Raw genomic sequence first — 2,474 nt, 5'->3', positions numbered from 1 at the left:
CTTAACGCCATAAGAAATAAGCTACTGCACAGGGTAGTAGCGGTAGTTAAGAGAGGGACACCATATCAGGATAGAATTGCACTAAAAAAAGTTGAAATGGCTTGATTTTATCATAGATATCGATCAGCTAAAATCCGTAGGCTGACCGATTTTTAATTTCTATAAAAGTATCTCATCGCACTAGCCTTTGCAAACAGCTCCGTTAGCTTATGGATGATAGTGTCTGTTGTGGGTAGTTTATCTATAATCATCTACTATTTCTGATACTTTTCGTTCGTAAACTTCATCAAGTTTGATCTTAGCCATGATTGGTTCGAATTGTGGGTTTGGATATTTTAGAATTGCAGCTTTCATATAGGAGCAGAATGTTTGACGTTTGAAATTGCCGCGGGCTTTTAGTGTCTTCTTGAAAAGTTCTATTGTTTCAGGTTCATCTGGATATTGCGCCAAAGCTTGATAAAGAATTCTCCATTCGGAAAATGAATACCGTCGATTTGACCATTTACCTCTAAATTTTTTAGTTAGGTATGGATAGAATTCTGGATCAGGAAATTCTCTAATAGCTCTTAATATCATATAGTTATTTTCATCAATCGAATAACCGCTTAAGATTAGTTCCTTGTCTTCCTGCCTTTGGAATTTGGCCAGGGTTGTAAGCGCTGTTCCATCACCTTTTTCAGCTGCTGTCCTAACCGCTTGATAATATCTGTCATCAGTTGGCAATTGTCGAATTAATGCAGTTTTCCATGACAGGTAGCAATTAGGATCAAAAATTAGAGTGCTATCAAGCTCTTCCTTTTGTTGCGTGGTAAGTAACTCCCGTGATTCCGAGATATAGAAATCAGAGACAAAGTAGGTGTTTAATAAATCATAATGAAGGGTGTTCAAGCGATCATAATCGTTGAGATGAGTTATGAGAAAATCATAGACTTCTTCCGATCTGTTACATAGGGATTGGAATGCATAACAACGAACAATTGATTTCTCATGCTCCAGCAGGGTTCTTAGTTCGGATGTACTAGTGATCGTGTCTAATCGTCTAGCATATTGCCAAAGTTCAGATGTTCGATGCTCTATCCCAATATGTTCGTAATGGAACAATGTCGCCCTAGACAAAGAGTCGGTAATTCTTGAGACTTCTTCTGAAAGTTGAGCGTTCGCAAAAAAACACGTTGCGAGAAGTGTAAATAGGAGGATTATTTTTCTTGAATGCATAATTACCCACAACGACCAGCTATGATGAGTGGGGATTAAAAAGCACTAACCTCTCGTCTCGCACATAGCTACGCCTTGATTTAAATTTAAAACTTGTGGCGGACTTTCCAATCCCCACCAAAATATCCTGACTGATGAAGTCCCATTCATTCATAGCATATGTTACCAGTATTTCTCACCAATCAATTTTTGAATTTAGTCTTGAAATTACCTCACTAGACAACTCATGTTCAGATGAGCATAGTATTTCAGTGTGCTGAATAGGTTCAAAATCATCAGTTGCTTTGAATAATGAATTGACCTTGTTAATCAATTTGCGTTCAGATGAGCTTAAGTAGAGATATTCGGTTTTTCTATATTCGCTTATTTTTTGTATTAAGCCATTTTCGTAATACTCAAACTTCTTAAGAGAATGGATTATTCCTATTTCCTCCACCTCTATTAATTGGCTGCCTATATATCTTCTAATCTCCGTTTTAGAATTGTTTTTTCCATCAGAGTAGTATGTTTGAAATTTGCCAGTTCTGGTTGAGTCTGTGTATGAATAAGTCCAATCCCAGCGGATTTTGTTGTCGTAAATTTGTTTGAGTGAGGTAATTTGGTTTAGCGAATCAAATTCCCTCAAGTAATAATAGGTTGGGTTAAAAATCGATTTGGTTCGATTGTTCTTAGCGTCATATACAAATGTTGTTTGAAAAAATAGCGAGTCGGATTCAAAATAATATGTTGATTCATCTACTAATTGAGCTGAATCATTATAAACATACTCCGTTCTGAAATACGGGTAAACTTTTGAGTTGTAATCTGATTCGTATTCAATCGATTTGAATAATAATCCATTACGGTATTCAAATACTTCTATTTTGTCAGTAAGTCTTAGATCAGGGTTATGATGTTTCCCAAATGACTCACTCTTTAACAAGCTTCCTACTGAATCAAAATCTAGCTTTAGATAAGGGAGGTTCTTTTTGTTGGTGACTTTCGTTGTTGGTAGGCCATCTTTATTAGAAATGATCTGTTGGCTAGTTAACGACAAATGGACACTGCCAACCTCATCATCATAGTTCTGACAAAACAGATCAGATACACAGAAGATTAACATTAAAAAGATTAGAATTTTCAAAACGATTACTGGTAACCTTTAGCTTCCCTTCCTATAAATATTCCAAGAAACTGAATTTAATAACTTAAAGATAGGAAAGGCAGGTTTTGAACCAAGCGCTAACCAGGATTTGAGACCTATTGGTCGATTTGGTACC

General features: G+C 36.1%; 2 protein-coding genes. Both read right to left on the bottom strand.

Going from position 1 to position 2,474, the window contains the following annotated elements:
* Window positions 1-237: 237 nt before the first annotated feature.
* Entirely contained in the window at window positions 238-888 is a 651-nt protein-coding gene (locus NXR94_RS17100) for a hypothetical protein (RefSeq protein WP_258105895.1), read from the bottom strand.
* 502 nt (window positions 889-1,390) lie between these two features.
* Window positions 1,391-2,317 (bottom strand): hypothetical protein, encoded by a 927-nt coding sequence (locus NXR94_RS17095; protein WP_258105894.1) that lies wholly within the window; start codon window positions 2,315-2,317, stop codon window positions 1,391-1,393.
* Window positions 2,318-2,474 lie beyond the last annotated feature (157 nt).

The organism is Marinoscillum sp. MHG1-6, assembly GCF_024714475.1.
Lineage (GTDB): Bacteria > Bacteroidota > Bacteroidia > Cytophagales > Cyclobacteriaceae > JAMZMI01.
The sequence above is the reverse complement of the archived record's forward strand: the minus strand, read 5'-3'. Positions and strand labels throughout refer to the sequence as shown.